This is a genomic window from Pseudomonas sp. LPB0260 (genome assembly GCF_013388395.1).
This window is the reverse complement of the sequence record NZ_CP058247.1, coordinates 6,328,850-6,354,771: the sequence shown is the minus strand read 5'-3', so window position 1 is coordinate 6,354,771 and position 25,922 is coordinate 6,328,850. Positions and strand designations below refer to the sequence as shown.

The following is a 25,922-nucleotide window of genomic DNA, read 5'->3' as shown; positions in this document are numbered from 1 at the left end:
GCCGGAGTCCATATGCACTCTCTCACCCTGCAACTGTACAGTGGTCATGCCTGGAACGACGCCATGCACCTCAACTTCGAGCAGCCCGAGGTGGGTCTGGCAGGTGCGTGTTCTTTTGGCTATGAGCAGACATATCTGCTTGAGACGCTGGAGCACATGGGCAGCCGCCTTGAGCATGCAGTTAGCGCCACAGTGCCATTGGGCTGGGACTCCTATCGGGGCACCCCGGCTCCCGCATTCCTTCACGACATATTGCCCGCAGGGGCGGCACGCCGCTTCCTACTCCAGCGTCTGGGCAAACAGAAACCCGAGAATCTGGAACTGGATCTATTCCTGCTGAGTCGGTGCGCCCCGGCGCCGGTGGGCAACCTGCGCATCAAGGAGGCGGCATTAGCACTTCAAGGAAATCCGCTGCTGGGTTTCTCTCGCGAAGATGTAATCAACCGCGATTCGCGCTTTCTGGAATACGCCTACGAGCAGGGTGCGGCTATCGGTGGCGCCACAGGCGCGGGTGGCGAAGCGCCCAAACTGTTACTGACTGAAGACAGAGAAGGTGCCCTGCATCTGGATGCGGCTCTGCCGGATGCCTATGCGACCTGTCACTGGTTCGTGAAGTTCGCGCGTAACCAGGCTAGACAGACCGACCAAGACATACTGCGTAGCGAGTTCTGCTTCTACAGGGCCGTCCAGCGGCTTGGCCTGGATACCGTACCCGCCGAAGGTCTGGCTCTAGAGGAAGGCCGCAAGCCTAGCCTGTGGATGCGTCGTTTTGACCGTCGTCTTAGTGCCGCTGGTGTAGAGCGCAGCGCCATGGAGTCCCTGTACTCACTGGCAGGAGTAACCGTGCCGGGCAGTTACCTACTGCATACCGACGCCCTGAAGCACCTGGTCAGGCTGTGGCAGCAGACGGGGCAAGGCGCGCAAGTTGGTGACATGATCTTTGAGTATCTGCAGCGCGACTTACTCAACCAGATCCTTGGCAATTCGGACAACCATGGCCGCAATACTTCAATATTGCGAAACCGCACTGGCCTGAAGCTCGCCCCCATCTACGACCTTGCCCCCATGGTGATGGATGATGAAGGCATCACTCGCACTACAAAATGGCCTCAACCTATAGAGATTGCCGGCGAGGTTAACTGGCGCCAAGCCTGTGCCGCACTGGCGCAATGGACCGACGCAGATGTTCTATATGAAAGGCTCAGAGACGCAGCGCACAACTTCCTCGCCCTTCCCGACCTACTGAACGATCAGGGGCTGCCAAACTCCACCATGAATCATCCACGTATTGCGCTGCGAAACCTCCAGCAACGACTCAGCCGATGGGGGCTTGTCTGAATGGACATCATCGAGCGCAACCGTATTCTGAGCGAAATACAGACCCAACTGGCGTCGGGCGAGTTGAGCATCGGCCAGGCTGTGCGCAAGTTGCGGAAGGAAATCACCGGATTGCAGCAGGCCCGTTTCGCGCAGATGTGCAAACTTTCCCTGCGTGCCCTTCGTCAGTTGGAGCATGACGAGTCAAATCCAACCGTGCAGACCCTGAATAGCGTGTTCAATCCATTTGGGATGCAAGTTGGCATTGTGCCGAAGACGCGAGCGCAATAGAGGCAGCCTGCCCCTCCTCAAGGGTGATATTTCTGCCCACCGCTACGATCTTGAAAACCGGCGGCAACCCTCGCCTCCATCGTCTGCAACAGTCGTGGAATCGAGTTATAGTTGATACTCAAATCAGCCATATAAAAGGAAGCACATAAAATGTCGAAGCTTGCCGAATTTCGCGCCCTTGAACAGCAACTGGCCGCTCAACTGGCAGAGCTGGACGCTCTCAAGAAAGACGGTGGCCTGAAGAAGGAAATGGAATTCGAGGAAAAACTCCGCACCCTGATGTCGAAGTACGACAAAGGCCTGCGCGACATCATTGCTATCCTCGATCCGCAAACCAAAATCGGCAAGCTCAGCAAACAGGACTCCGGCGTGCGCCGTCCTCGCCAAGTTAAACGCTACAAGCATCCTAAGACCGGCGAGGTTGTTGAAACCAAAGGCGGCAACCACAAAGTTTTGAAAGCTTGGAAAGAAGAATTCGGCGCCGACGTCGTCGAAAGCTGGTTGCAATAACGATTTACCGAGCTGTTGGCGCCTCGTTTCACCAACGGCGCCGACGCCGCCCAAGGCGTCACTCGCTCCTTCGCGCCCAACTACGAAGTAGCTTGTTTGCCATCAGACCTAGCGCCAATACGCTGAATCCATTGGAATGGCGCTATGGCATGGGGCAATGAAGACACTGTTTTTGCTGATGGCTCAGTACGACGGACAGGCCGTAATTCCTATCGAATGGGTATGCCGAGATTTCCTTGGCCTTTCGGTAGACAAGTTCAAACGCAAGCGCCTGATGGGAGAAATAGACCTTCCAGTGATGCGACTGGGCGCAAATTCGCAGAAGGCCAACCTTGGCGTGCACCTGGAGGATCTCGCTGCCTACATCGATAGACAGCGAGAGGCTGCAATCAGAGAGCAGGATCAGTTGATGGATCGACGGCGCCTCGCCTGAAGCGCCCCCCCTCGGTCTTCAGGAGCGTCAGGCGCCACCCGCGCACCCAGTACTACAGGGGCTCCGATGATCTTCTCCAACCAGGGCCAATTCTTGTAGGGATCTCCTCGCCCATTCAAATGCGTATAACGACGCATGGAGTTCCAGTCGCGATGCCCTGATACGCTCGCGACCCTCGGTATATCCCAATCCATCTCGAACAGCCGGCTCACACCATCATGGCGTAAATCATGGAAGTGCAGATCCTTGATAGTCAGAAACTTGCAGGCGCGAGTGAAGGCCGCAGAAATTGAGTCCGAGCAGTACGGGAATATCTCTCGGCAAGACTTAGGCATGCTATGAATAATCTGCCAAGCCTCCTCCGGCAGATGACACCAGACATTATTACCAATCTTCTGCCCAGGATTTTTCATATCCCGAACAAGCACCGCCCGCCGCCGCTCATCCAGATCCGCCCAGCGAATCCGCGTAATTTCCTCCTGCCTACGCGTCGAGAAGATCGCAAAAGCTATGACCTTGGGCATATGTATCGCGCTAGGCCTGCGTGCCTGGAGATCGAAAAAGTAGGCAAGCAATCTGTCCAACTCATCCCCGCTCGGCCTCCGATCACGCTCTCGACTCCGAGTCACCATACCCAGCTTACGCAGCACCTTGCGCGCATCAGTCATAGCGCTCGCGTCGATCTCATACCCCCAGGCAGGCTTAGCGACAGACAGGACCGCGCCAAGGTGTGCGAGATCGTTCCCAACGGTCTGGGCCTGAACGCCGCCGCCCTCCTTGCCCATTCGCCATTGCGCGTACTCAACCAGCTTCTGACTTGTCAGATCGACATCAGCGACCTGGCCTAGCCAGGTTCCACTGATCGCCTTCAAGGTGGCTCGCTTCGTCGTTCCGAGCGGGCGGATCAGCTCGTACTCCTCCAGATAGCGCTCAATGATTTTCTTGAGCGGCACATCTTCCCGCGAAGCCTTTTCGAGAGCACCGGGCAACGCAAGCTCGGCCTCCCTCCTCATCATCCAGGCGCGGGCAACCGGCTTACGGTCGAAGGACTGGCTTTCTTGGTAGACTATGACTCCCTTGCGGCGCAGCCGAATCTGAACCGTGTACTTGGTCTGCCCGCTTTTGTTCATGCGCCGAGTGATCGTTCCCATATCGCTCATCACCAGTGCTAAAAATGCATTTACCAGTGCTAAATTTTAGCACCACATGCGCAAAAATGGGCAAAAACAAGCCTTTTCGGCCTTCAATTGACCTGAACCAATGCCTCTAGAATCAGCCTCAACACCAGCAATCACGCGCCCTGCGCTGTCCCGCCGCTTCTCCGTGGCACCGATGATGGATTGGACTGACCGGCACTGCAGGTTCTTCCTGCGCCAGCTGTCCAGGCACACCCTGCTCTACACCGAGATGGTGACCACCGGCGCCCTGCTGCACGGTGACAGCGCGCGTTTCCTGCGCCACAGCGCAGCGGAATACCCACTGGCCTTGCAGCTGGGCGGCAGCGTGCCGGCGGATCTGGCCGCCTGCGCCAGGCTCGCCGAGGATGCCGGTTACGACGAGGTCAATCTGAACGTCGGCTGCCCCAGTGACCGGGTACAGAACAATATGATCGGCGCCTGCCTGATGGCCCATCCGGCGGTGGTCGCCGAATGCGTCAGGGCGATGCGCGATGCGGTGAGCATTCCAGTGACGGTCAAGCATCGCATCGGCATCGACGGTCGCGACAGTTACGCCGAGCTGCGCGACTTCGTCGGCCAAGTATGCGAAGCCGGCTGCGAGAGCTTCACCGTGCATGCGCGCATTGCCATCCTCTCCGGCCTGTCGCCCAAGGAGAACCGCGAAATACCGCCGCTTCGCTATGACGTGGCGGCGCAGATCAAGCGCGACTTCCCGGACCTGGAGATCATCCTCAACGGCGGCATCAAGACGCTGGATGAGTGCCGGAACCACCTGCAGACCTTCGACGGCGTGATGCTCGGCCGCGAGGCTTACCACAACCCCTACCTGCTGGCTCAGGTGGACCAGCAGCTGTTCGGCGCCGAGGCGCCGTCGCTGAGCCGTTTCGAGGCCATGCAGTCGATGCGCGGTTATATCGCCGCGCACCTGGCCGAAGGCGGCAGCATGCACCACATCACCCGCCACATGCTCGGCCTGGCCCAGGGATTCAAGGGCGCGCGGCGCTTCCGCCAGCTGTTGTCGGTGGACATCCACAAGACCGCCGAACCGCTGGCGCTGTTCGACCAGGCCGCGCAATTGCTGCAAGGTCACTAGTCGCCGTTGAGCCGCCCCGGCGGCTCGGGTAAGGTCGTGACATCTGCAACGACAAGGCTGTGTCATGACCTCCAAGCTGGATCAACTCAAGCAGTTCACCACCGTGGTCGCCGATACCGGTGACCTCGACGCCATCGCCCGGCTGAAGCCGGTCGACGCCACCACCAACCCCTCCCTGCTGCTCAAGGCAGCGGCCATGCCGCGCTATGCCGACCTGCTGCGCGGCGCCGTCGCCGCCAGCAACGGCGACCTGGGGCTGGCCTGCGACCGCTTCGCCGTGGCGGTCGGCCAGGAGATCCTCAAGGTGATTCCAGGGCGCATCTCCACCGAGGTGGACGCCCGCCTGTCGTTCGACACCCAGGCCACCCTGCGTCGCGCCGAGCGGCTTATCGAGCTCTATGAACAGGCGGGCATTGGCCGCGAGCGGGTGCTGATCAAGATCGCCGCGACCTGGGAAGGCATCCGCGCGGCCGAGCAACTGGAGAAGGCCGGCATCCAGTGTAACCTGACCCTGCTGTTCGCCTTCGCCCAGGCCCAGGCCTGCGCCGAAGCCGGTGTGTTCCTGATCTCGCCATTCGTAGGGCGCATCTACGACTGGTACAAGAAATCCGAGGGCCGCGACTTCGTCGGCGCGGAAGACCCCGGCGTACAGTCGGTCACGCGCATCTACGACTACTACAAGGCCAACGGCTACTCGACCGTGGTGATGGGTGCCAGTTTCCGCAACCTCGGCCAGATCGAGCAGCTGGCCGGTTGCGATCGACTGACCATCAGCCCCGACCTGCTGCAGCAACTGGCTGACGAGCAGAGCCCTCTCGAACGCAAACTGAGCGGCGGCAAACCGGCCGAGGCGCGTCAGTCGCTCGACGAAAGCCAGTTCCGCTGGGCACTCAACGAGGACGCCATGGCCACGGAAAAGCTTGCCGAGGGCATTCGCCTGTTCGCCCGCGACCAAGAAAAACTGGAAGCACTGCTCGCCAACCTCGCCTGAATGCACTGCGGGGCGCCGACTTGCATCAGGCGCCCCGCAGCGAACTCAGGCGATGAACTCTCAGTGGTGCTCTAGCGCACTGACCAGATCGTGGAAGGCTTCGCGGTTGGACTCGTTGAGACCCATGAGGATGCGGTGCGCCTCCAGGACCTTGGCCCGAACCACCTCTTCGGACTGATCCTGTGATGGCAGGTCGGCCAGGCATTCCGGGCAGGGAATTGGCTTGTTGACGATATTGAAGACCTGATCGAAGCCCATCGACTGCAGCAGACGGGTGATGTCCGCATGGGTGGTCACCACGGTGGGCAACAGGCCGATCTTCTGCCGCGAGAGAATCGACAACTTCGCCAATAATCCCAGGGTGGTGCTGTCGATGCTGCGCGTCTCGGTCAGGTCGATGACGATGGCCGAGAAGTTCAGCGCAGTGAAGATCTTTTCGATGGTGGCATCCAGCGCCGAACAGAGGGTCAGGCGCACTTCACCAACGAACTTCAGGACGAAAGTACCGTCTTGTTCGGCGAACTGGATTCTACCGGGGTTCATCCCAGGATTCATGCAAGGTTCCTGCTTAACACCAGCAAGGCGATATCATCCGGCATATCCGCCAGATTGGCCAGCCCGAGCACCTGACGCAACCCCTCCAGGGTGCCGCCCGCCGAGGCCACCAATTCGGGCAGCGCGGTCTCCTTCTCCTGCAGCGTCTCACCAGGCAGCAGATCGAGAATCCCGTCGGACAGCAGCGTCAGGCTGAAGGACTCCGGCAGCTTGAGCTTGTGATCGGCGTAGTCGGCCTCCTCGAACAGGCCAACCGGCAAACCACGACCGCTCAGGTACTGGGCCTGGCCCTCACTGAACAGCACCGGCAACGGCAAATGGCCGCCGATGCTGTAGTTCAGTTCGCCGCTCTGCTCATCGATCACCCCGCCGAGCATGGTCACATGCTTGCCGAGCTTGCAGTTGATCAGGCCGCGGTTGATATGCGTGAGTACTTCCGAGGGCTTGAATTCGCGCAGGCGGCCGCCGCGGCGCGACTCGTACAAGAGTCGCGTGGTCATGAACTTGAGCAGCACGGTGACGAAGGCAGAGGACGCGCCGTGACCGGAGACGTCGGCCAGGTAGAAGGCCACACGCCGCTCGTCGACCCGGAAATAATCGACGAAGTCGCCGGACAGATAGAGCGACGGGATGATCTGATGGGCGAACTGCAATCCATCGACCTTCCAGGGCGTCTCCGGCAGCATGTTCATCTGCACCTGGCGCCCGGCATTCTGGTCTTCCTGCAGCAGGTGCAGACTGGCCTGCAGCTCGCGGTTGGCCGCCTCGAGCTTCTCGCGGTAGCGGCGGTTCTCCTGGCGCAGGTGAGCACGATCCAGGGCGCGACGCACCGAGTGCTCGAGCACCGCGAGATCTTCCAGGGGCTTGATCAGGTAGTCGGCGGCACCGAGACGCAGAGCCTCGACCGCATCGGTCATCACCCCTGCGCCGGACACCACGATGACCGGGGTTTCCACTTCCAGCGCGTTGATCCGGCGGATCAGCTCCAGCCCATCGACTTGCGGCATGCGTAGATCGCAGACCACCAGGTCGGGCTGCTCGCGCTGAAACACCTCGAGCCCCTGCAGACCGTTGGCCGCTTGCAGGACGTGGAAGCCGCTGTCTTCGAGGTAGGCCGCGAGGCTCGCTCGCACTACTTCGTCGTCGTCGATGATCAGCAGCGTGGCACTGGTTCTGTGCATGGGATATCCAGGCAAACTGCGCCGGGGATGAGTGGACGTAGACGTCAGGCCGCAGCCTGCCCGCGCATACTCGGTTTGCGTTAAGGCGCAGACGGTACTCCCATCCTTTGCCCGATTCAAGCGCACGCCGATCATCGCAACGCGACTTTACACCCCAAATCGGCCAAGGTTATAAGGGCGACAGGAGAGCGCCATAACAAGAGGATAGTCCCATGAGCCAAAGTGATCGTGCCTACAGTGAAAAACGCGACTACATCCGCATGCGACTGGAAGCGCCGGTCACACTGCACCATGCCGGCCAGGAAATTCCCGCGCTGTGCCTCGACCTGTCGAGCACCGGCATGCAACTGGAGGCCAGATCGACGCTGAACATGGGCGACCAGGTCCGGGTGCATATCGCCTCGGAGCACAACGAACTCAAGGGCCTGGATGCGCAAGCCGAAGTGGTGCGGGTCAGTCAACTGGAGGACGGCCGCCAGGCGCTCGGCCTGGCGATCATCTCAATGAACTGAAGCCTCGGCGCTTGCGCCCAAACAATAAAGGCGGCCACGGGCCGCCTTTATTGTTTTCAACGCCGCGCCAAGGTGGACGCTAGAAGTCGTCCTCGACCTGTCCGTCCTGCACCCTGAACTCACGATTCTGCAGGTAGGCATTACGGATGAACAGGTACTTGTCGCCACTGATCAGCTTCTCCGCCGACAGCAGGCTGGCGCGGGTATCGATGACATCGACGCCACGGGTCAGGTTGCGCGTGGGCACATGGCTCATATGGGGATAGGGCTCGAGGAACGAGTCCGGCAACTTGCCGGCAGCGTCGCGAATGGTGCTTGGACCCATGAGCGGCAGCACGATATAGGGCCCGCTCCCCAAGCCCCAGGCGCCCAGCGTCTGGCCGAAGTCCTCATCATTGCGCTGCAGGCCCATGCGAGTGGCCACGTCGAAGAAACCGAGCACGCCGAACGTGGTGTTGAAGATCACCCGCCCCGTGTCTACGCCGGCATCATGAAACTTGCCTTGCAGCAGGTCGTTGGCCAGGTTGCCGATATCGCCGAGGTTACCGAAGACATTGTGCACGCCGTCCTCGAGAAACTCGGGGGTAACCGCCTGGTAGCCCTGGGCCAGAGGCTTGAGCGCGTAAGTATCGACTGTGTCGTTGAAGCGGAAGATCACCCGGTTGACGCCTTCCCAAGGATCCTCTTCGGCCGCCTGCGTGACGAGCGGAAGCATCCCCAAGCCGACGCAGACCAGCAATCGGCCCAGGCGCTCAATCCAGTTCGTTCCGAATACATACATTGCAATCGCTCCTTGAGAAAAAACGGAGGCCGGTCAGCAGGCGGCCCTGGTAGCAGCCGCGAAGTATAAAGCCTGCAACCGGATATAGGCAGCATAGCGGAGTGACTCTCCGCTAAGTGCCAAGCCCTGCCGCTACCGGCCAATAAGGCGGCGCCTGTCACGAGCCAGTCATCGCCTCGTCATCTCCACTCGTTAGCCTGGCGCAGCCCCTTATCGAAGTCGACCGCCATGCCGCCGCTTGCCCGCCCCGCCCCCTTCTCCGCCCTGTTGTTCGGGCTGTCCGGCTGCCTGGTCGACTTTGGCGCCCGCACCATCCCGGTGGCCCTGCAGCGCCTGTACCCAGCGTGTTCTGACGTGCCGAACAACCTGCAACAACTGCTCGGCCGCTCGCCGCAGGGCGACGAGCTACTCGCCTACCATCGAGCCCTTGGCGAGGCGGCCAGTGAACATGCCGAGTACACGCCCGGGGCAAAGGAGCTGCTAGTACAGCTGCACCAGCAGGACATCCCCTGCGCCTGGCTTGACGAGCTGCCGCGCGACGCCAGCGCCAGCCTGGCGAAGCACCTGCCAGACTGGCTGCACGGCGCTGGCCCAAACGCGAACGGTCGCCCCTGGCCGGCCCCTGACGCCTGCTGGCAGATGCTGGTCGAGCTGCAGGTGGAGCAACTGGCGGGCTGCGTGCTGATCAGCGGCGAGCCGCGCCTGCTCCAGGCCGGGCTCAACGCCGGCCTCTGGACCGTCGGCCTGGCTGCCTGCGGGCCGCTCTGCGGCCTGGCACCCGCCGACTGGCGCGCACTGAACGGCGACGAGCGTGACCGCCTGCGCAGCCAGGCGACCCTCAGGCTGTACCGTCTCGGCGTGCACTCGGTGATCGACCATTTGACCGATCTGCCCGCCTGCCTGGACGACCTGAGCGCTCGGCGACACAAGGGCGAGAAACCCTGAGGCTGGGCAACTGCGCCGCCGCACCTCTAAGGCCGGCGGGAAAGCGTGAGCCAGGGCAGGCAAAGGCGCCACGCTTGGATTACCCTGAAGGCAGGCAGGGACCTTTCGCGGATGCGCAGGGTCAATGCTTTTGCCTATTCGAAAAGGGAGAACCCTATGCCTGCAAACCGTCTGCAGCAGCAACTGGAAGACCTGCGCAATCAATTGGCACAGGATCCCCCGCTGAGTGAGGAGGAGCGCGCCTCGCTGTACGTGCTGACTCAGGAGATCGAGTTGCAGCTGGCCCGCCAAGCCGCTGCCGCGCCCGATGCAACGCTGATCGACGGGGTCAACCTGGCGGTGGAGCGCTTCGAGGCCAGCCATCCGACCCTGGCGGGCACCCTGCGCAATATCCTGCAGAGCCTGGCCAACATGGGGATCTGAAGCTCCAGCCGGCGAATAGAAAACCCCAGCTGCGGCTGGGGTTTCTCGTTACTGGCGGACCAGGCGGCGATTGTCCGGCTCGATCGCCGCGCTGCTGCGATACGGATTGATATCCAGACCGCCGCGGCGCACATAGCGCGCATACACCGTCAGCTGCTGCGGCTTGAGCAACTGCAACAGATCGAGGTAGATGCGCTCGACGCACTGCTCATGAAAGTCGGCATGCTGGCGAAAGCTCACCAGGTAGGCCAGCAGGCTGGCAGGGTCCAGCGCCGGGCCCCGGTATTGCACCACCACGCTGCCCCAATCCGGCTGACCGGTGACCGGGCAGTTGGATTTCAGCAGGTGGCTGTGCAGGCTTTCCTCGACTATGCGCCCGGGCTCGCAGCGCAACAGCTGCGCCTGTGGCTGGGCATAGTTGCTGATGGGCACGTCCAGCTCGTCGATGCAGCGGCCCGGCAAACTCGCGACACCCTCGGCGGCCACCTCACCCAGACTGCGTACCCGCACGCCGACCGCCTTGCCGGCGGCGGCCGACAGGTCCTTCTGCAACACGGCGCACAGCTCGGACGTATCGGCGAATACCGTCTGGTTGAGCGAATTGAGGTACAGCTTGAACGACTTCGACTCGATGATATTGGGTGAGTCCGCCGGAATGGCGAACTCACCGATCGCCACCACCGGCTTGCCCGAGGGCAGCAGCCAGGACAATTCGAAGCAGTTCCAGAGGTCCACCCCCTGATAAGGCAAGGTCGCCGCCGTCAGGCCCAGCTCGGCCCATTTCGGCGCGCGCGGGATGGAAAACAGCAACGACGGCGTATAGGTGGCGATGTATTCGCTGGATTTGCCCAGAGGCGAATCTTCGGCGGCGGGATGCATGGCAGAAACCTGATTAAGCGTGATGGGCGATTGTATACAACAATCCCGATGAATTCAGCGCCGGGCGGCTGCGCCTGCAGCTCCCGCCCAGCGCCCGGGGGGATTCAGGCCAGCTCCGCCACCAACGCCGCCAGCGCCTGGGCCGGATCGGTCGCCTGGCTGACCGGTCGGCCGATCACCAGGTAGTCGGAGCCGGCATCCAGGGCCTGGCGCGGGGTCAGGATGCGCCGCTGGTCGTCCTGGGCGCTGCCGGCAGGACGAATACCCGGGGTGACCAGTTGCAGCGACGGATGGGCGGCCTTCAGCGCGCCGGCCTCCTGGGCCGAGCAGACCAGGCCGTCCAGGCCGGCCTGCTGCGCCAGCCCGGCCAGGCGCAACACCTGCTCCTGCGGCTCGATATCCAGGCCAATGCCGGCCAGGTCCTCGCGCTCCATACTGGTCAGCACGGTGACGCCGATCAGCAGCGGCGCCCGCCCGCCCAGCGCGTCGAGAGTTTCGCGGCAGGCCGCCATCATGCGCAGGCCGCCCGAGCAGTGCACGTTGACCATCCACACGCCCAACTCGGCAGCGGCCTTGACCGCCATCGCCGTGGTGTTGGGGATGTCGTGGAATTTCAGGTCGAGAAACACCTCGAAACCCTTGTCGCCCAGGGCGCCGACAATTTCCGGCCCGCAGCGGGTGAACAGTTCCTTGCCGACCTTGACGCGACACTGCCGGGGATCGAGCCGATCGGCCAGCGCGAGTGCGGCATCGCGGGTCGGAAAATCCAGGGCAACGATGATCGGAGTCTGGCAAGCGGACATGGGCGGGCTCTCTGACTGGGGAAATCGGCGCGCATTGTAACGGAAGCCAGGGGCGCTTGCCGCCCCACCGATCCGGCCGCCCTATCAGCACGGCCGACACCTTTCCCAGCAGGCGCCGGCCAGGGTGCCGATGCCGCTAAACAGCACCCTGACCGGCATCGACTTCAACCTATCGACGACTCCGCTCGTGGTGACCGGCAGATTTCGCCAGGGGATCGTCCCAGAATGGCCGCTCACTTTCGAGCAGCACATCGGCGCGACTCAGGCCGAGGTCGCTGAGCGCCTCGTCGCTCAGGCCGGCCAATCGCCGCCGCTGCTCCGCCAGTTGCCGCCAGCGCTTGAGTTGCAGCCAGAGCGCCCTGACAAGAGCGCTCGGACTCACGCCGGGATAAGACAAGCCGTGTGCAATTGCATAACCTTTCTGACCTTTCATCTCGTCGCCCTCCTGTGGGGTTGGCGACAGTCTCGCGCCCGGCTTATGATCAATCCAACGAATGTTTCTTATGTCATGCATCTTGGATATTGATGAATGGCCAACTACCCGAGCATCGACAGCGAATTGCTGCGAACCTTCGTCGCGATTGCCGACCACGGGGGCTTCACCCGCGCCGCCGAGATGGTCAATCGCACCCAGTCGGCGGTGAGCATGCAGATGAAGCGCCTCGAGGAAGACGTACTGCAGCGCCCGCTGTTCCAGCGCGATGGCCGTCAGGTCAGCCTGACCGCCGAGGGCCAGGTGCTGCTGGGCTATGCACGACGCATTCTCAAGCTGCATGGCGAGGTGATGACCACCCTGCGCGAGCCGCACATGGTCGGCGCGGTGCGCATTGGCACACCGGATGACTACCTGATGCGCTTCATGCCGGGGATTCTCTCGCGCTTCGCCCAGGCCTACCCCCTGGTGCAGGTGGAGCTGCACTGCGAGCCCTCATCGGGCCTGCTGCAGCGCCAGGACCTCGACCTGACCATCGTCACCCGCGAGCCGGGTAACGAGATCGGCCAACTGCTGCGCCAGGAGCGCATCGTCTGGGCCGAGGCGCAGGGTTTCAGCCCCCATGAACAGGAGCCGCTGCCGCTGGCGATGTTCAACTCCCAGTGTTTCTGCCGCTCCTGGGCCTGCAACGCCCTGGACGCGATAGAGCGCGAGTACCGCATCGCCTATACCAGCCCGAGCCTGTCAGCGATCATGGCCGTGGTCAGCGCCGGGCTCGCTGTCACCGCACAATTGCAGAGCCTGATCACCCCGGACCAGCGCATCATCGGCGAAGCCGAAGGGCTGCCAGCCATGCCGTCGGCCAGCATCGTCCTGCTGCGCAACCCCCACACCCAGTCGCCGGTAACCGAAACCCTGGCCGAGCACATCGTCGAGGGTTTCAGACTCTAAGCCCTAGCGCCCGCGCACGACGCCTAAGGCCTGCCTGCCGCAAACCCTGAAGTCGAAAAAACCAGGCATAAAAAAACCCGACGCCAGGGTCGGGTTTTTTCAACGCTTCAAGCCTGTACTCAGGCCTGCGGCGCCTGGGTGCGGCCCTTGTAGGTACCGTCACGGGTATCGATCTCGATCCAGTCGTCGATCTCGACGAACTCTGCGACCTTGATCTCGGTGCCATTGCGCAGCTTGGCAGGCTTCATCACCTTGCCGGAGGTGTCGCCACGGGCGGCGTTCTCGGTGTAGACCACCTGGCGCACGATGGTGGTCGGCAGGTCGACGGAGATCACCTTGCCTTCGAAGAACACGGCTTCACAGACGTCGGTCATGCCTTCTTCGATGAACGGCAGTACGCTTTCCAGGTCTTCGGCACGCAGCTCGTAGGAGTTGTATTCCGGGTCCATGAACACGTAGTCGTCACCGCTGATGTAAGAAAGATTCACTTCCTTACGCTCCAGGATTACCGGCTCCATCTTGTCGTCGGCCTTGTAAACGGTCTCGGTCTTGGAGCCGTTCAGCAGGTTCTTCAGCTTCATCTTGACGATGGCGCTGTTGCGGCCGGACTTGGTGAACTCGGCCTTCTGGACCAGCCACGGCTGGCCGTCGATCAGGGCCACGCTGTTGGGCTTCATTTCTTGTGCGGTTTTCATACGAATATCCGGTTTGGATGGGGATACAAATTTCTAGGCCGCGTATGATAGCCAATTTCGGTAAAACTGTACCAGCGCCGCGGCAAGATCGGTCCGCGCGCCCTGCTCCAGGCTCCAGCGCTGCGCATGCGCGACCAGTACCTGCCAGTGCGGCTGCAAGGCCCGCCAGCCTTCGCCCACCCCCTCCCCCGCGTTCCAACTGCGCCATAACCGCGCCAGCGCTCCGGCCGCTTCGGGCGGCAGGCCCTGTGAGTAGAGCGCCAGGAATGCCTCGAGCTTGTCCCAGTGCGCGCCCTCCGCCTGCTGATAGATATGCCAGAGCAGCGGCCGCCCGGCCCACTGCGCCCGCAGGAAGGAATCCTCGCCACGCACCGCGTTGAAGTCACAACACCAGAGCAGCCGGTCGTACTGCGCCTGCTCGATGAATGGCAGCACCTGAACCTGCAACTGCCCGCACTGGCGCATATCGCCGGCCGCCAAGCACTGCGCACCAATCCACTCCTGCAGATCGACAAGAATGCGCCCTTCCGGCACCAGCAGCTGGCTGGGTCGGCTGTCCGCTGCCAAGGCGTCCAGCCAAGCGGCCAGTCCGGGGTTCTCGTAGGCGAAAAGCGAGATCAGGCGCGCGCCGGGCAAACGCGTCACTCCGAGCCCGGCAAGAAAAGCCGCCTGCGCTCCGGCATCGGCCTGAAACGCCTGGCATTCACTCAGCAGATCGCGCTCGCGCAGCAGACCGCCGCTACCCACGGTGAATCCCGGAAAAAAGAAGAACTTCTGCAGACCGCTCGACTGCAAGGACGGCAGACCGTGACAGCCGTCGATCCAGTCCTCGGCACTCAGGTATTCGAGGTTGAGCCACAGCACCTTCGCCGGCCGCGCCGCAATGGCCGCCACATAGGCCGCCGGCAACTCGCAGGCGAACGCCTCGATGACCACATCCGCCGGGGCGCTCGACTGCCAGTCACCGGCCCAAAGACACAGCTCCACGCCCTGCCGCACCTGGCGCGTAGCGCTGGCATCCGCGCCGGGGCAGATGCGCGCGAACGCCGCCATGTCATCCACCCACAGGCGTACCCCCAGCCCATGCTCGGCAACCAGCTGCCTGGCCAGGCGCCAGGTCACCCCAATATCGCCGTAGTTATCGACGACCCTGCAGAAAATGTCCCACTTCACGTTTTGCTTCCCAGAGTACGGCCAACCCGCCTAGCGCCTTGGCCTGAATGAGCGGCAGCCGGCTGCCTGACGCGCTCACTGAATTAAACCTATTGCTGACTGATAAGGCCTCCCGGCGAATGATGCCGACACAGAACGGAGACATCCACGCCTGCCGGCTAAATCGACGAAGCGAAGCCCAGAGAGGGAGTGAACGGAGGCAGCAGCCATCCGCCGTTGACCAAGGCGAGGGGCCTGACGGTAGAATCCCCCTCCCGCCATGCCAACCCCGTTTCTACCCCGCACCGCAGCGACCACTGGACTGCCTTTCATCAAGCCCAGGCAACTGCAAACCCCCTCGATCCCAGGAGCAGTCATGAATTCAGCCTTTTGGGGAGGCACCATTCTCCTTGTTCTATCCACCTACCTGCTGTGGCAGGCACTGAAGTCATTCCTTCGCTACGAGGCGAGCACGCGCTGGCCGACAGTGCCTGGTCGCATACTCAGCTCCGAAGTCGCGGCCCACAGCGCTGACGCTGACCGGCACGACTTTCTATTGCACTATGAGTACCAGGTCGGCGGAGTGCGCTACCAGGGCAACCGCGCGACGCTGTACCCAATCCTTCAACAGGAGGAAGCAGAAAGGCTCGCCCAGCGCTTCGCCCCAGGCCTGAAAGTTGCCGTGCACTACGACCCGGCAGCGCCTGCCGAGGCCACCCTGATTACAGGTAGCAAGCCAGGCAAACGCTACGCCGAGCTCGCCCTGGCCAGCGTCAGCCTGGTGATCAGCCTGAGCATGATGGCTTATGGGCTAAGGGGCTGAGCAGTCTCCATCACCCCAAGGCCCCATAACGCAAAAAGCCCCGAGAACTTGTTAGCTCTCGGGGCTTTAGCTGTATCTATCTGGCGGTGAAGAAGGGATTCGAACCCTTGATACGGTTTCCCGTATACACACTTTCCAGGCGTGCTCCTTCAACCACTCGGACACTTCACCGGATCTCGCTGGACATCGCTGTCTGTCGAGGCGCGCTAATCTAGCCGAACAGTTCGCCAAAGGCAAAAGTTTTTTTCAAAAGATTCATGCGCTTATGCCAAACAACGGGTTACTGGGCTACTACGCCCTGCTCCAGGTCCGGTCATAGGGACGGCTGGCTGGCGATCGCAGTCCGCAGCCGCAGCAACCGAAACGGATTCTATCGACTGCCCGGTGACCACGCGCCCTAGCCGAACCGCTGGCGTCGCGCGGCGCCCGCCTCAGGAAAACCGGGCCTCTGGGCTGACCAACCGGTCAGCCGCCGCGCTTTACCTGGACGAAACGGGTGAGTAACGTCTGCCCCCACCTCAGCACAAGGAACCCCGCGATGAGCGACCTGATCAGCTATCAACTCGAAGACGGCATTGCCACCCTGACCCTGAACAATGGCAAGGTGAATGCCATTTCCCCGGACGTAATCGCCGCCTTCAATGCTGCGCTGGATCGCGCCGAACAGGACAAGGCCATCGTCGTCATCACCGGCCAGCCGGGCATCCTCTCGGGCGGGTACGACCTGAAGGTGATGACCTCCGGTCCGCAGAACGCCATCGATCTGGTTGCCGCCGGCTCGACGCTGGCGCGGCGCATGCTGGCCCACCCCTTCCCGATCATCGTTGCCTGCCCGGGCCATGCGGTGGCCAAGGGCGCCTTCATCCTGCTCTCGGCCGATTACCGTATCGGCGTCGAAGGTCCGTTCAGCATCGGCCTGAATGAAGTGCAAATCGGCATGACCATGCACCACGTGGGCATCGAACTGGCCCGCGACCGCCTGCGCAAGTCGGCGTTTCATCGTTCGGTGATCAACGGCGAGATGTTCGACCCGCAAGGCGCCGTCGATGCCGGTTTCCTCGACAAGGTGGTGCCGGCCGAACAGCTGATGGCCACCGCCCTGGCCGCCGCGCAACAGCTGAAGAAGATCAACATGACCGCGCACCGCAACACCAAGCTGAAAGTGCGCAAGGCGCTGCTGGAGAGCCTCGACCGGGCCATCGAGCAGGATCGCCAGCAACTGCTCTGACCACCCGCGCACAATCCCCAAGGCCCGGCGCGCCTCGGCCGGGCTACTCGGGCCGTATCGCCCCGGGCAGGCGCCTCTGCCTCAGGGCGAACGGTTTACGTACCCCCCAGGACGCCTCCGTCTCCCAGCCCTGAGGGCGCAAAGGGCCTCGGATCACGCCGCACTTCGACTTCCCCCCTTAAGTCCGCAAGGCGATCAACCCCGCCAGCGCCATCGAGCTAGAAGTACGCTGAAAATGCCTTCCCCGGGAGAATCCACCCCGGTAAACATGCCCTTTGCAGACCGGTGCTCTGGTAAAGGGCAGGCCTCCAGAGTTCTCGTAATCGCCCTTTCGGCATAAAGAAACCCGCCGGCCTGCCGACTTGCTTGTACCGGGCCTCCAGCAGTCTTCGGCGGGCCCGCACCCAATAAGGAAAATTTGCCTATGAAAATTGCCCATAAGGTTGGTCTTGCGGCGGCGACCGTGCTGTTTCTCACCACCAGCCTGCTGTCGCTGGTGCAAATCAGTCAGGTCCGCAACAGCCTCAACGAGCAGACCGAATCCAGCATCAAGGATGCGAGCGGCGCCCTGGCCCGCCAGATCGAGAACTGGTTGAACGGCAAACTGCAGCTGATCGACATGATGGCGCAGAACATCGACAGCGACTTCAGCGCCGAGCAGATCCAGCGCGTGTTCGACCAACCGATTCTCAAGCAGCAGTTCCTGCTGATCTTCGGCGGGCTCGACACCGATGGCGAGCGCATCACCAATGACCCGACCTGGAACCCTACGGGTTGGGATGCGCGGCAGCGGCCCTGGTACCCGGTGGCCAAGTCGGCCAATCAAGCGATGCTCACCGAGCCCTACCCCGACGCCGCCAGTGGCGAGATCCTGATTTCGGCGGTGGCCAAGCTCAGCGACCGTGGCCAGTTCAAGGGCGCCTTCGGTGGCGACATCAGCCTGAAGACCATCTCCGACACCATCAACACCTTGAACTTCAACGGCGCCGGCTATGCCTTCCTGCTGGCCCGTAACGGCAACATCATCTCCCACCCGAACACCGAGCTGAACGGCAAACCGCTGAGCGAGCTGTTCGATGGCCAATCCCCGGCCCTCAAGCAAGAACTGACCACCGTCAAAGGCAACGGCCAGGACCGGCTGGTGTCCTTCACCCCGCTGAGCAACCTCAAGGGCATGGACTGGTATATCGGCGTGGTGCTGGATGAAAGCAAGGTATTGGCCGAGGCCAATGCGCTCAGCTGGCGCGCCGCCACCGGTACCCTGATCGGCGTGGCCCTGAGCCTGCTGCTGCTGGGCGCGCTGATGACCCACCTGCTGCGCCCACTGAGCCAGCTGCAGAACTCCCTGCGCGATATCAACAGCGGTGAAGGCGACCTGACCCGCCGCCTGCCGGCCGAAGGCAATGATGAAATCGCCGCGGTCGAGCGGGAGTTCAACGGCTTCCTGCAGAACCTGCAGGGCCTGATCGGCGATGTGATGGGCAGCTCGCGCCAGGTGCGCGAAAGCACCTCGCTGACCTCGATCGAGGCCGACCAGGCCTCCGGCCGCCTGCAGGAGCAGCTGCAGGAGCTGGACCAGCTGGCCACCGCCATGCAGGAAATGGCCTCCACCGCCGAAGAGGTGGCACGCAATGCCCAGGCCGCGGCCCAGGCGGCGATCGCCGCCAACGACGAGACCGAGAACGGCGTGGCCGTGGTTTCCCAGTCCACCGCGGCGATCAAGCGCCTGGCCGATGAGATGAACGACACCAGCCAGTCGATCAACGAGCTGGCCAAGCTCAGCCACAACATCGAGTCGATCCTCTCGGTGATCACCAGCATCGCCGATCAGACCAACCTGCTCGCCCTCAACGCCGCCATCGAAGCCGCCCGTGCCGGCGAGTCCGGACGCGGCTTCGCCGTGGTGGCCGACGAGGTGCGCTCGCTCGCCTCGCGCACCCAGCAATCCACCCAGGAAATCCGCCAGATGATCGATCAGCTGCAGTCCGGGGTGAAACAGGCGGAGGCGCGTATGCAGCAGAGCCGCGACACCGCCAGCCAGACCGCCGAGGACGCCAGCGCTGCCAACGCCATGCTGGGACGCATCCGCGAGGCGATCACCCGCATCAACGACATGAACCTGCAGATCGCCACCGCAGCCGAAGAGCAGAGCGCCACCACCGAGGAGATCAACCGCAACACCACCAACATTCGCGACATCAGCCATGAGGTCGCCAACGGCGCCGAGCAGCAGGTTCGCCAGTGCGCGGTGATGGTCGACCAGGTCGGGCAACAGGATCGCCTGCTGGGCCGCTTCAAGGTCTGAGTCGACGACAGGACCAGCGGGCGAGCCGCCCGCTGGCATCGAGCGAGCGCCAGGCAGGCGCCTCGCTCGTGGCCGAGCCCGGCCAGCGCCACCGATCAGCAGTATTTGCCGAGTGCAGAGCGCCCCCCTACACTGCGCGCCCTTTCTCCTGTCGGGCGTTCCCAATGCTGTTTCTTCTGCGCATGCTAGCGATGGCCGTGCACTTCGTTCTGGCCGGCCTGCTTGGCCTGCTGCTCGGCCTTTGTCGGCCGTTCAACCCGGACAACAGCCGCATCTGCGCCCGCCTCTACTCCCTACCGGCGCTCTGCCTGCTTGGCCTGAAAGTGAAGACCGACGTCAAGCCGCTGCTGGAGCACCATCCCGCCTGCGTGATAATCGCCAATCACCAGTCCAACTACGACCTCTACGTCCTCGGTCGCGTGGTGCCGCAGCGTACCGTCAGCATCGGCAAGAAAAGCCTGAAGTGGCTGCCATTCTTCGGCCAACTCTACTGGCTGGCGGGCAACGTGCTGCTCGACCGCAGCAACGCGCAGCGCGCCAAACGGGCCATGCTCAAGACCACCGACACCCTCAAGCAGCGCAACACCTCGATCTGGGTGTTTCCCGAGGGCACGCGCAATGGTGGCGGGGAGATGCTGCCGTTCAAGAAAGGCGCCTTTCAGATGGCCATCGCCGCGGGCGTGCCCATCATCCCGGTGTGCGCCAGCAGCTACGTCAGGCGGATGCGCCTGAACCGCTGGCGCAGTGGCGACATTCTGATCCGCTCGCTGCCAGCCATTCCCACCGCCGGCCTGAGCCTGGACGACCTGCCGCGCCTGATGGAGCAATGCCGCCAGCAGATGCAGCAGTGCATCGCCGCGATGGATCGGCAACTGGCCGGCGCCTGAGCCTCGAATACCCAGCCGCGGCGAAGCGCGAGCCTTCGGGCGCGCGTGCCGGCGCGCCGCCTTGGTCTTCAGCCCACAAGAACGCGGCAGGGCGCGGGGATCAGAATGCCCCGCGCGGGACCGGGCCTTCGCGCAGTCTCGCTTAAGCCTCCAGCCCCGAGCGTCCATGGGCGACGAAGCGCATCATCCACTCGGCCACCGTATGGCCCTGGTGATCATGCTGCAAGCTGTCCACCCCTTGGCGATAGGCCTGCTCGCCGATGTGCTGCTGGCGGATCTCCAGCAGTTCCTTGGAATAGTCGTGAACGAACTCGGGATGCCCCTGGAAGCACAGCACCTGGTCGCCGATGCAATAGGCGGCGATCGGACAGAAGTCGCTGGAGGCCAGCAACGTCGCATTATCGGGCAGCTTGGTGACCTGGTCCTGGTGGCTGATCAGCAAGGTCAGCTCCTCCAGTACCGGCGTCATCCAGGCCGGCTGGTGCGCCAGGCGATAACGATGGATGCCCACGCCCCAGCCCTGCTCGGCACGCTCGGCCTTGCCGCCGAGCAGCAGCGCCAGCAGTTGATGGCCGAAGCACACGCCCAGCAGCTTGTCGCCCTTGGCGTAGCGATCCAGCAGGTAGGTCTTGAGGGTTTCGATCCACGGATCGGTGGCGAAGGAGTCGGCCTTGCTGCCGGTAACCAGGTAGGCGTCGAAATGCGCGCTGTCCGGCGGGTAGTTGCCCTCCATCACGTTATACACGCTGAACTCGGCGGCGATCGGCTGGTGCGCGAAGAGCCGCTCGAACATCCGGCCGTAGCCCTGGTACTGATCGATCAACTCGGGACGAAGAATGTCTGTTTCCAGAATGCAGATGTGCAGCGACATGGGGCGGGTACCTGAAACGCGGGAGGTGATGACTACAAGGCTCAAGCCTGCCTAAGCACGGACCGCAAGGCAAGTGGACGACAGCGCCAGAATGAAAAGGCCCGGCAGATAAGCCGGGCCTGGGTCGCGCCACGATAGCCCGAGGTCAGTCGGCCAGTTCGCTGCCGCTCGCGTCCCCCTCGCCCTCTCCCGAATCGGTATCGGTATCGGTATCGGTATCGGTATCGGTATCGGTCGCATCGTCGTCGGATGCATCGGTGCCGTCTTCGGCCTCGCCATCATGCTTTGTGCTGTTGGCCAGGGCGTTTTCCAGGCCCAGCGCCGCAGCCAAGGCTGCCGGCGTGCTGGCCACCACCGACATGGCCTTGGCCAGGCCAGTGGTCTCCTTGGATTTCGCCGCTTCGGAGGTTGCCGCGCCATGACCAGCGCTGGCGCTTGCGCCCTTGCCCTTGCCGTTGCCGTTGGAGCCGCCTTCGGCGTGCCCAGCACGACCGCCACCTATGCCGCCGCCGTGACCATGGCCATGACCGCCCTCAGCACCGCCGTGACCGCCACCGTGACCGCCTCCGCCGCCATTGCCAGCACCGCCACCGTTGCCGCCACCACCGCCACCATTACCGCCACCGCCACCGCCACCGCCACCGCCACCGCCACCGCCACCGCCTTTAGCGTAGGCGGAGTCGACCAGCAGATTCATCTGCGGCACGGCCACCGACGACAACATCAGGGCACAGAATGACAAGGTCATGAGTGTCTTTATTTTCAACATGGCAACTCTCCAAGATACGGCGCCAGCACGGCCCTGATCGGGCCAGGTAACTCCGCAGAGTCTAGCGCCGTAGCGCCGGAGGCGGCGGCGAACCGAGGCAACACGCTGAGCAAAACGTGAACGCCCCGGCAATTGGTTCGCCTGAACCGACCACCGGTACGACTGGACCACACCTGGCAAGCGCCAAGGCCTGCCGCCGCTCAGAACGTCTGCTTGCCAGCCGCCTTCTCCAGCAGCAACGCCGGCGGCAGGAACCGTTCGCCGTATTGCTCGGCCAGATACTGGGCGCGCGCGACGAAGTCCTGGAGACCGTACTGGTTGATGAACTGCAATGCGCCGCCGGTCCACGCGGCGAAACCGATGCCGAAGATCGAGCCGATATTGGCGTCGGCGGTCGACTGCAACACGCCCTCCTCCAGGCACCTGACGGTTTCGAGCGCCTGGATGAACAGAATGCGATCGCGCACGTCCGCGGCCGGAATCTGCCGGTCGGCCTTCTCGAAATGACGCTTGAGCTCCGGCCACAGGTATTTCCTGCCGCCCTCGGGGTACTCATAGAAGCCAGCTCCGGCCGCCTTCCCCGCTCGCTGGTATTGCTCAAGCATCTGCGTGATCACCGCAAAGGCCGGGTGTTCGGGCGCCTCCTTGCCCTCCTCGGCCAGGTCCTTCAGGGTCTGCTGGCGGATATGCTGCATCAGGCTCAGCGACACCTCGTCACTGATCGCCAGCGGCCCCACCGGCATACCGGCGTTGCGCGCCTCGTTCTCGATCAGCGCCGCCGACACGCCCTCGCCGAGCATGGCCATGCCCTCATGGGTGTAGGTGGCGAAGACCCGCGAGGTGAAGAAGCCGCGGCTGTCGCTGACCACGATCGGCGTCTTGTTGATATGCATGACGTAGTCGAAGGCGCGGGCCAGGGTGGCGTCACTGGTATGCTCGCCGCGGATGATCTCCACCAGCGGCATCTTGTCCACCGGGCTGAAGAAGTGCAGGCCGATGAACCTGTCCTGCCCGTCCACCGCGGTGGCCAGGCCGGTGATCGGCAGCGTCGAGGTATTCGAGGCGATCAGCGCATCGCTCAGCGCGGCCCGCTCGGCCGCCGCGGTGACATTGGCCTTGAGGTCGCGATCCTCGTAGACGGCCTCGACGATCAGGTCGCAGCCGGCGAAATCGGCGTCCCTGTCGCTGGGCGTGATCCGCGCCAGGATGGCGTCACGCTTGTCGACGCTCATCTGCCCACGGCTGACCTTCTTCTCCAGCAGCCGGGCCGAATAGCCCTTGCCCTTTTCCGCCCTCTCCAGCGAGACGTCCTTGAGCACCACCTCGATCCCCGCCGCGGCCGTCACATGGGCGATGCCCGCGCCCATCATGCCGGCGCCAATGACCCCGACCTTCTTCGTGGTAGAGGGGGCCAGGCCTTGCGGTCGCGAGCCGCCGGCATTGATCTGGTTGAGCTGGAACCAGAAGGTGCCGATCATGTTCTTCGCCACCTGCCCGGTGGTCAGCTCGGTGAAGTAGCGCGCCTCGATGAGCTGCGCGGTGTCGAAGTCCACCTGGGCGCCCTCGACCGCGGCGCAGAGGATCTTCTCCGGTGCCGGCAAGCAGCCCCTGGTCTTTTCCCGCAGCACACTCGGCGCGATGGCCAGCATCTGCGCCACGTTCGGGCTGGACGGGGTGCCGCCGGGCATCCTGTAGCCCGGCTCGTCCCAGGGCTGCCTGGCCTCGGGGTTGGCCACTATCCAGGCGCGCGCCTTGGCCAGCAGGTCGCCCTGGTCCGAGGCGAGCTGGTCGATCAAGCCGGCTTTCAGCGCGGCCTGCGGGCGTACCTTCTTGCCCTCGAGGAGATAAGGCAGGGCCTTTTCCAGGCCAAGTAGGCGGACCATGCGCACCACTCCACCACCGCCCGGCAGCAGGCCCAGGGTCACCTCCGGCAGGCCGAGCTGCACGCTGGCGCTATCCAGCGCGATACGCTGGTGACAGGCCAGGCAGATCTCCCAACCGCCGCCCAGGGCGGCGCCGTTGATCGCGGCCACCACCGGCTTGCCCAAGGTTTCCAGGCGGCGAAGCTGGCCCTTGATCCGCAGGATCATCTGGTAGAAGTCCTTGGCGTCGGCCTTGCCGACCTTGATCAGCTCATTGAGATCGCCGCCGGCGAAGAAGGTCTTCTTCGCCGAGCTGATGATCACGCCGGCAATGGCGTCGCGCTCGGCCTCCAGGCGCTCGATCACCTGGCCCATGGCCTCGCGATACGCCGCGTTCATGGTGTTGGCGCTTTGCCCTGGCATGTCCATGGTCAGGACAACGATATTGTCCGGGCCCTTTTCGTAACGAATGGCGTCAGTCATTTCTTTCAACCCCAAGTCAGTTGGGGAGCTCTTCACAGGCGTCAGAATCGCGGATCAGACGTGGCGACAGTCGAGGGGCAAGCGCAGGCTACGGGCTGTAGATGCGCATTACCGCTCGACTCTCACGCTGCAGGGTCGCGCGCAGTGGCCGATGAAGACTCCTTAGATCCGTTCGATGATGGTGGCGATGCCCATGCCGCCGCCGACACAGAGGGTGGCCAGGCCATAGCGCAGCTGCCGCGCTTCCAGTTCGTCGAGCAGGGTGCCGAGGATGGCGCAACCGGTGGCGCCCAGCGGGTGCCCCATGGCGATGGAGCCGCCGTTGACGTTGACCCGGTCTTCGCTCACGCCCATGTCCTTCATGAATTTCAGCACCACCGAGGCGAAGGCCTCGTTGACCTCGAACAGGTCGATGTCCTCCACCTTGAGCCCGGCCTTGGCCAGCGCCTTGCGGGTAGCCGGCGCCGGGCCGGTGAGCATGATGGTCGGATCGGTACCGGTCACCGCGCTGGCGACGATGCGCGCGCGGGGCTTGAGACCCAGTTCCCGGCCCTTGGCGGCGGAGCCGATGAGCATCAGCGCGGCCCCATCGACGATGCCCGAGCTGTTGCCCGGAGTATGCACATGGTCGATGCGCTCGACCTGGCTGTAGACACGCAGGGCCGTGGCATCGAAGCCCATCTGGCCCATCATCTCGAAGCTCGGCTTGAGCTTGCCCAGCCCCGCCAGGGTCGAGTCGCCGCGAATGAACTCGTCATGCTCGAGCAGGACGATGCCATTCTGGTCGCAGACCGGCACCAGGGACTTGCTGAACGAACCGTCGGCGCTGGCGCGCGCGGCCTTCTGCTGCGAACGTAGGGCGAAGGCATCGACATCTGCGCGGCTGAAGCCCTCCAGGGTGGCGATCAGGTCGGCGCCTATGCCCTGCGGGACGAACTGGCTGTGCAGATTGGTTTCCGGGTCCATCGCCCAGGCACCGCCGTCCGAACCCATGGGCACGCGCGACATGGACTCCACGCCACCGACCACCACTAGGTCCTCGAAGCCCGAACGCACCTTCATCGCCCCGATATTCACCGCCTCCAGACCCGAGGCGCAGAAGCGGTTGAGTTGCACGCCGCTGACGCTGACGTCCCAGTCCGCGAGCATGGCCGCGGTCTTGGCGATGTCGGCCCCCTGATCGCCCACCGGCGTGACACAGCCAAGGACGACGTCATCGACCTGGCTGGTGTCCAGGCCATTGCGCCGCTGCAGCGCTGTCAGCAGGCCGGCGACCAGGCTGACCGGCTTGACGCTGTACAGCGCCCCGTCCTTCTTGCCTTTGCCGCGGGGCGTGCGCAGTGCATCGAAAATGAATGCTTCGGTCATGGCGTCCTCGGACCTCCCTGGGGCTGGATAACGGCAGGGCTCCGCCGCTCTTCGCCGGGCGCTGCCATCGTTGATCCGCTCTACCATACCCCTGGCCCCGCCAGGCTCAATGACCTAAATGCTCAGGGCCATTGACCACTCCGTTCAGACAAACGGTCGGCTACTGGCCCTTTACCGGCACGGCCCAGCGTGGAGCGTCTGGC

Annotated in this window: 27 protein-coding genes, 1 tRNA gene and 1 pseudogene; 15 read left to right on the top strand and 14 right to left on the bottom strand. The window is 63.3% G+C overall.

The features are described 5' to 3' along the window. Positions 1-12: 12 nt before the first annotated feature. From LPB260_RS28760 to LPB260_RS28745, 4 genes are all read left to right on the top strand, one after another. Positions 13-1,338 (top strand): type II toxin-antitoxin system HipA family toxin, encoded by a 1,326-nt coding sequence (locus LPB260_RS28760; RefSeq protein WP_208709559.1) that lies wholly within the window; start codon positions 13-15, stop codon positions 1,336-1,338. Next, the gene (locus tag LPB260_RS28755; protein ID WP_208709557.1) at positions 1,339-1,608 is read left to right on the top strand and encodes a helix-turn-helix domain-containing protein; all 270 of its coding nucleotides are present in this window, start codon (positions 1,339-1,341) and stop codon (positions 1,606-1,608) included. Positions 1,609-1,758: 150 nt separating this feature from the next. Then, entirely contained in the window at positions 1,759-2,118 is a 360-nt protein-coding gene (locus tag LPB260_RS28750) for a histone-like nucleoid-structuring protein, MvaT/MvaU family (protein WP_208709555.1), read from the top strand. 157 nt (positions 2,119-2,275) lie between these two features. Further along, positions 2,276-2,551, top strand: coding sequence for a pyocin activator PrtN family protein (locus LPB260_RS28745; protein WP_074915953.1), 276 nt, complete (start codon positions 2,276-2,278; stop codon positions 2,549-2,551). On the opposite strand, the gene LPB260_RS28740 is transcribed toward LPB260_RS28745, so the two are convergent. Further along, positions 2,521-3,702: a tyrosine-type recombinase/integrase gene (locus LPB260_RS28740; protein WP_208709553.1), complete on the bottom strand. Its 1,182-nt coding sequence runs from the start codon at positions 3,700-3,702 to the stop codon at positions 2,521-2,523. The two genes, LPB260_RS28745 and LPB260_RS28740, sit on opposite strands and share 31 nt — an antisense overlap. A gap of 109 nt (positions 3,703-3,811) precedes the next feature. Between LPB260_RS28740 and dusA the strand changes: the two genes are divergently transcribed. Next, positions 3,812-4,822, top strand: a complete 1,011-nt coding sequence (dusA, locus tag LPB260_RS28735; RefSeq protein ID WP_208709551.1) for a tRNA dihydrouridine(20/20a) synthase DusA — start codon at positions 3,812-3,814, stop codon at positions 4,820-4,822. Positions 4,823-4,886: 64 nt separating this feature from the next. Continuing rightward, entirely contained in the window at positions 4,887-5,813 is a 927-nt protein-coding gene (tal, locus tag LPB260_RS28730; RefSeq protein WP_208709549.1) for a transaldolase, read from the top strand. Between the two features lie 60 nt (positions 5,814-5,873). Here the strand turns inward: tal and rssC are convergent, their stop codons facing one another. Together rssC and rssB are read right to left on the bottom strand one after the other, a co-directional pair. Continuing rightward, complete coding sequence (gene rssC / locus LPB260_RS28725; RefSeq protein WP_208710219.1) at positions 5,874-6,356, bottom strand: anti-sigma factor antagonist RssC; 483 nt, start codon at positions 6,354-6,356, stop codon at positions 5,874-5,876. A gap of 8 nt (positions 6,357-6,364) precedes the next feature. Continuing rightward, the gene (gene rssB / locus LPB260_RS28720) at positions 6,365-7,549 is read right to left on the bottom strand and encodes a two-component system response regulator RssB (protein ID WP_208709547.1); all 1,185 of its coding nucleotides are present in this window, start codon (positions 7,547-7,549) and stop codon (positions 6,365-6,367) included. 212 nt (positions 7,550-7,761) lie between these two features. Here rssB and LPB260_RS28715 point away from each other — a divergent pair, with 212 nt between their 5' ends. Beyond that, entirely contained in the window at positions 7,762-8,061 is a 300-nt protein-coding gene (locus LPB260_RS28715; RefSeq protein WP_208709546.1) for a PilZ domain-containing protein, read from the top strand. 79 nt (positions 8,062-8,140) lie between these two features. On the opposite strand, the gene LPB260_RS28710 is transcribed toward LPB260_RS28715, so the two are convergent. Beyond that, the gene (locus tag LPB260_RS28710) at positions 8,141-8,842 is read right to left on the bottom strand and encodes a VacJ family lipoprotein (protein ID WP_208709543.1); all 702 of its coding nucleotides are present in this window, start codon (positions 8,840-8,842) and stop codon (positions 8,141-8,143) included. A 228-nt stretch (positions 8,843-9,070) separates the two neighbouring features. Here LPB260_RS28710 and LPB260_RS28705 point away from each other — a divergent pair, with 228 nt between their 5' ends. Together LPB260_RS28705 and LPB260_RS28700 are read left to right on the top strand one after the other, a co-directional pair. Continuing rightward, entirely contained in the window at positions 9,071-9,787 is a 717-nt protein-coding gene (locus LPB260_RS28705) for an HAD family phosphatase (protein WP_208709541.1), read from the top strand. A gap of 156 nt (positions 9,788-9,943) precedes the next feature. Next, entirely contained in the window at positions 9,944-10,210 is a 267-nt protein-coding gene (locus LPB260_RS28700) for a DUF4404 family protein (RefSeq protein ID WP_208709539.1), read from the top strand. Between the two features lie 48 nt (positions 10,211-10,258). On the opposite strand, the gene queF is transcribed toward LPB260_RS28700, so the two are convergent. The 3 genes from queF to LPB260_RS28685 form a co-directional block, all read right to left on the bottom strand. After that, entirely contained in the window at positions 10,259-11,089 is an 831-nt protein-coding gene (gene queF / locus LPB260_RS28695) for an NADPH-dependent 7-cyano-7-deazaguanine reductase QueF (protein WP_208709537.1), read from the bottom strand. A 104-nt stretch (positions 11,090-11,193) separates the two neighbouring features. Further along, the gene (pyrF, locus tag LPB260_RS28690) at positions 11,194-11,892 is read right to left on the bottom strand and encodes an orotidine-5'-phosphate decarboxylase (RefSeq protein ID WP_208709535.1); all 699 of its coding nucleotides are present in this window, start codon (positions 11,890-11,892) and stop codon (positions 11,194-11,196) included. A gap of 169 nt (positions 11,893-12,061) precedes the next feature. Further along, entirely contained in the window at positions 12,062-12,325 is a 264-nt protein-coding gene (locus LPB260_RS28685) for a DUF1127 domain-containing protein (protein WP_208709533.1), read from the bottom strand. 96 nt (positions 12,326-12,421) lie between these two features. Here LPB260_RS28685 and LPB260_RS28680 point away from each other — a divergent pair, with 96 nt between their 5' ends. Continuing rightward, the gene (locus LPB260_RS28680) at positions 12,422-13,276 is read left to right on the top strand and encodes a LysR family transcriptional regulator (RefSeq protein ID WP_208709531.1); all 855 of its coding nucleotides are present in this window, start codon (positions 12,422-12,424) and stop codon (positions 13,274-13,276) included. Positions 13,277-13,395: 119 nt separating this feature from the next. Here LPB260_RS28680 and efp read toward each other — a convergent pair whose 3' ends face one another. Continuing rightward, positions 13,396-13,971, bottom strand: a complete 576-nt coding sequence (gene efp / locus LPB260_RS28675; RefSeq protein ID WP_208709529.1) for an elongation factor P — start codon at positions 13,969-13,971, stop codon at positions 13,396-13,398. 33 nt (positions 13,972-14,004) lie between these two features. Continuing rightward, positions 14,005-15,144, bottom strand: a complete 1,140-nt coding sequence (gene earP / locus LPB260_RS28670) for an elongation factor P maturation arginine rhamnosyltransferase EarP (protein ID WP_208709527.1) — start codon at positions 15,142-15,144, stop codon at positions 14,005-14,007. Between the two features lie 355 nt (positions 15,145-15,499). Between earP and LPB260_RS28665 the strand changes: the two genes are divergently transcribed. Continuing rightward, complete coding sequence (locus tag LPB260_RS28665; protein WP_208709525.1) at positions 15,500-15,946, top strand: DUF3592 domain-containing protein; 447 nt, start codon at positions 15,500-15,502, stop codon at positions 15,944-15,946. 81 nt (positions 15,947-16,027) lie between these two features. Here LPB260_RS28665 and LPB260_RS28660 read toward each other — a convergent pair. Beyond that, positions 16,028-16,117, bottom strand: a tRNA-Ser gene (locus tag LPB260_RS28660). A gap of 367 nt (positions 16,118-16,484) precedes the next feature. Here LPB260_RS28660 and LPB260_RS28655 point away from each other — a divergent pair. The 4 genes and pseudogenes from LPB260_RS28655 (at position 16,485) to LPB260_RS28645 (ending at position 20,366) form a co-directional block, all read left to right on the top strand. Next, positions 16,485-17,174, top strand: coding sequence for a crotonase/enoyl-CoA hydratase family protein (locus LPB260_RS28655; RefSeq protein ID WP_208709523.1), 690 nt, complete (start codon positions 16,485-16,487; stop codon positions 17,172-17,174). 424 nt (positions 17,175-17,598) lie between these two features. Then, positions 17,599-18,621 (top strand): annotated as a pseudogene (locus LPB260_RS29540) (cache domain-containing protein); the annotation flags it as partial. A gap of 30 nt (positions 18,622-18,651) precedes the next feature. Then, entirely contained in the window at positions 18,652-19,479 is an 828-nt protein-coding gene (locus LPB260_RS29535) for a methyl-accepting chemotaxis protein (protein WP_371926172.1), read from the top strand. A 164-nt stretch (positions 19,480-19,643) separates the two neighbouring features. After that, positions 19,644-20,366, top strand: a complete 723-nt coding sequence (locus LPB260_RS28645; RefSeq protein WP_208709519.1) for a 1-acylglycerol-3-phosphate O-acyltransferase — start codon at positions 19,644-19,646, stop codon at positions 20,364-20,366. 142 nt (positions 20,367-20,508) lie between these two features. Here LPB260_RS28645 and LPB260_RS28640 read toward each other — a convergent pair whose 3' ends face one another. From LPB260_RS28640 to LPB260_RS28625, 4 genes are all read right to left on the bottom strand, one after another. Continuing rightward, a complete protein-coding gene (locus LPB260_RS28640) occupies positions 20,509-21,237 on the bottom strand; it encodes an amidotransferase (RefSeq protein ID WP_208709517.1) in 729 nt (242 codons plus the stop codon). Between the two features lie 145 nt (positions 21,238-21,382). After that, a complete protein-coding gene (locus LPB260_RS28635; RefSeq protein ID WP_208709515.1) occupies positions 21,383-22,006 on the bottom strand; it encodes a hypothetical protein in 624 nt (207 codons plus the stop codon). Positions 22,007-22,206: 200 nt separating this feature from the next. Continuing rightward, positions 22,207-24,351 carry a 3-hydroxyacyl-CoA dehydrogenase NAD-binding domain-containing protein gene (locus LPB260_RS28630; RefSeq protein ID WP_208709513.1) on the bottom strand — a complete coding sequence of 715 codons (2,145 nt, stop codon included), beginning with the start codon at positions 24,349-24,351 and terminating at the stop codon, positions 22,207-22,209. A 162-nt stretch (positions 24,352-24,513) separates the two neighbouring features. Next, positions 24,514-25,719: an acetyl-CoA C-acetyltransferase gene (locus tag LPB260_RS28625; protein WP_208709511.1), complete on the bottom strand. Its 1,206-nt coding sequence runs from the start codon at positions 25,717-25,719 to the stop codon at positions 24,514-24,516. Between the last annotated feature and the right edge of the window lie 203 nt (positions 25,720-25,922).

What these genes read in the sequence shown, in the direction of transcription:
- LPB260_RS28745 (WP_074915953.1), top strand. Translation starts at nt 2,276, where the DNA reads ATGAAGACACTGTTTTTGCTGATGGCTCAGTACGACGGACAGGCCGTA.
- LPB260_RS28680 (WP_208709531.1), top strand. Translation starts at nt 12,422, where the DNA reads ATGGCCAACTACCCGAGCATCGACAGCGAATTGCTGCGAACCTTCGTC.
- LPB260_RS28645 (WP_208709519.1), top strand. Translation starts at nt 19,644, where the DNA reads ATGCTGTTTCTTCTGCGCATGCTAGCGATGGCCGTGCACTTCGTTCTG.
- dusA (WP_208709551.1), top strand. Translation starts at nt 3,812, where the DNA reads ATGCCTCTAGAATCAGCCTCAACACCAGCAATCACGCGCCCTGCGCTG.
- LPB260_RS28635 (WP_208709515.1), bottom strand. Translation starts at nt 22,006, where the DNA reads ATGTTGAAAATAAAGACACTCATGACCTTGTCATTCTGTGCCCTGATG.
- LPB260_RS28685 (WP_208709533.1), bottom strand. Translation starts at nt 12,325, where the DNA reads ATGAAAGGTCAGAAAGGTTATGCAATTGCACACGGCTTGTCTTATCCC.
- LPB260_RS28655 (WP_208709523.1), top strand. Translation starts at nt 16,485, where the DNA reads ATGAGCGACCTGATCAGCTATCAACTCGAAGACGGCATTGCCACCCTG.
- LPB260_RS28760 (WP_208709559.1), top strand. Translation starts at nt 13, where the DNA reads ATGCACTCTCTCACCCTGCAACTGTACAGTGGTCATGCCTGGAACGAC.
- LPB260_RS28625 (WP_208709511.1), bottom strand. Translation starts at nt 25,719, where the DNA reads ATGACCGAAGCATTCATTTTCGATGCACTGCGCACGCCCCGCGGCAAA.
- LPB260_RS28750 (WP_208709555.1), top strand. Translation starts at nt 1,759, where the DNA reads ATGTCGAAGCTTGCCGAATTTCGCGCCCTTGAACAGCAACTGGCCGCT.
- queF (WP_208709537.1), bottom strand. Translation starts at nt 11,089, where the DNA reads ATGCATCCCGCCGCCGAAGATTCGCCTCTGGGCAAATCCAGCGAATAC.
- rssC (WP_208710219.1), bottom strand. Translation starts at nt 6,356, where the DNA reads ATGAACCCCGGTAGAATCCAGTTCGCCGAACAAGACGGTACTTTCGTC.
- efp (WP_208709529.1), bottom strand. Translation starts at nt 13,971, where the DNA reads ATGAAAACCGCACAAGAAATGAAGCCCAACAGCGTGGCCCTGATCGAC.
- LPB260_RS28715 (WP_208709546.1), top strand. Translation starts at nt 7,762, where the DNA reads ATGAGCCAAAGTGATCGTGCCTACAGTGAAAAACGCGACTACATCCGC.
- LPB260_RS28755 (WP_208709557.1), top strand. Translation starts at nt 1,339, where the DNA reads ATGGACATCATCGAGCGCAACCGTATTCTGAGCGAAATACAGACCCAA.
- LPB260_RS28740 (WP_208709553.1), bottom strand. Translation starts at nt 3,702, where the DNA reads ATGGGAACGATCACTCGGCGCATGAACAAAAGCGGGCAGACCAAGTAC.
- LPB260_RS28710 (WP_208709543.1), bottom strand. Translation starts at nt 8,842, where the DNA reads ATGTATGTATTCGGAACGAACTGGATTGAGCGCCTGGGCCGATTGCTG.
- LPB260_RS28700 (WP_208709539.1), top strand. Translation starts at nt 9,944, where the DNA reads ATGCCTGCAAACCGTCTGCAGCAGCAACTGGAAGACCTGCGCAATCAA.
- LPB260_RS29535 (WP_371926172.1), top strand. Translation starts at nt 18,652, where the DNA reads ATGGGCAGCTCGCGCCAGGTGCGCGAAAGCACCTCGCTGACCTCGATC.
- rssB (WP_208709547.1), bottom strand. Translation starts at nt 7,549, where the DNA reads ATGCACAGAACCAGTGCCACGCTGCTGATCATCGACGACGACGAAGTA.
- pyrF (WP_208709535.1), bottom strand. Translation starts at nt 11,892, where the DNA reads ATGTCCGCTTGCCAGACTCCGATCATCGTTGCCCTGGATTTTCCGACC.
- LPB260_RS28665 (WP_208709525.1), top strand. Translation starts at nt 15,500, where the DNA reads ATGAATTCAGCCTTTTGGGGAGGCACCATTCTCCTTGTTCTATCCACC.
- LPB260_RS28705 (WP_208709541.1), top strand. Translation starts at nt 9,071, where the DNA reads ATGCCGCCGCTTGCCCGCCCCGCCCCCTTCTCCGCCCTGTTGTTCGGG.
- tal (WP_208709549.1), top strand. Translation starts at nt 4,887, where the DNA reads ATGACCTCCAAGCTGGATCAACTCAAGCAGTTCACCACCGTGGTCGCC.
- LPB260_RS28640 (WP_208709517.1), bottom strand. Translation starts at nt 21,237, where the DNA reads ATGTCGCTGCACATCTGCATTCTGGAAACAGACATTCTTCGTCCCGAG.
- LPB260_RS28630 (WP_208709513.1), bottom strand. Translation starts at nt 24,351, where the DNA reads ATGACTGACGCCATTCGTTACGAAAAGGGCCCGGACAATATCGTTGTC.